The 1,238-nt window shown below is 58.7% G+C and carries 1 protein-coding gene; it reads right to left on the reverse strand.

Features of this window, described 5'->3' with window-relative positions; genetic code table 11:
- Positions 1-90: 90 nt before the first annotated feature.
- Positions 91-1,011 carry a recombination-associated protein RdgC gene (gene rdgC / locus AC4IHP_RS27780; RefSeq protein ID WP_024012190.1) on the reverse strand — a complete coding sequence of 307 codons (921 nt, stop codon included), beginning with the start codon at positions 1,009-1,011 and terminating at the stop codon, positions 91-93.
- Between the last annotated feature and the right edge of the window lie 227 nt (positions 1,012-1,238).

The following is a 1,238-nucleotide window of genomic DNA, read 5'->3' on the forward strand; positions in this document are numbered from 1 at the left end:
CGCGAATGCGGTGAGCCAGACACATTAATGTTGACTGGCACACCGCATTCGCGAGCAGGCTCGCTCCCACAGGTTAGATACTCGTCAGAGTCAGATCCCCTGCGGCATCTCTTCCCCACCCAGCGCTTCCACCAGTGCCGGCAGGAAGTCGCCGAAGGTCAGCATCATCAGGGTGAAGCTGGCATCCAGTTGGCCCAAAGCTTCATCACCACCGTCCTGTTCCGCCTGATCCTGCAACAGATCTTCGAACTTCAGGCGCTTGACGGTCATCTTGTCGTCGAGCATGAACGACAGTTTGTCCTGCCAGGCCAGCGACAGCTGAGTGACGACTTTGCCGGTGCTCAGGTGCAGCTGGATTTCTTCGCTGGTCAGGTCCTGACGCTTGCAACGGACGATGCCGCCGTCTTCGTGGGTGTCGCGCAGTTCGCACTCGTCCAGCACGTAGAAATCGTCGGCGGCTTTCTGCGTGGTGACCCACTCGGTCATCACCGCAGTCGGTGCCATTTTCACGGTCAGCGGACGCACGGGCAGGGTGCCGATCACTTCGCGCAGCGTCGACAGCAGGTCTTCGGCGCGTTTCGGGCTGGCCGAGTTGACCAGGATCAGGCCCTGTTTCGGCGCGATCGCGGCGAAGGTCGAGGAACGACGAATGAATGCGCGCGGCAGGAACGCCTGGATGATTTCATCCTTGATCTGATCGCGTTCCTTCTTATAGACCTTGCGCATCTGCTCGGCTTCGATCTCTTCGACCTTTTCCTTGACCGCGTCACGCACGACGCTGCCAGGCAGAATACGTTCTTCCTTGCGCGCAGAGATCAGCAGGAAATCGCCGCTGACATGCACCAACGGCGCATCTTCGCCCTTGCCGAACGGTGCGACGAAACCGTAAGTGGTCAGCTCCTGGCTTGCACACGGCCGCGCCAGTTTGGTCGCCAGTGCAGTTTCCAGCGCCTCGGCATCGACAGGCAGGTCTTGGGTCAGGCGATAGATCAGCAGGTTCTTGAACCACATGGGGTGAGTCACTCCTTTATACAAAGGGGGGCATTATTGTCTTCGCCGGGGCATAGGCCAACCCTTCTCTAAGCCTTTGGAAGGCCTCGGAAAATTATTTAAAAAAGTGCTTGCCAGAGGTGGGGGTGCTCCGTAGAATGCGCGCCACACCGAAGCGAAGGGTGATTAGCTCAGCTGGGAGAGCGTCTGCCTTACAAGCAGAATGTCGGCGGTTCGATCCCGTCATC

Source organism: Pseudomonas sp. UF-293 (assembly GCF_058245595.1).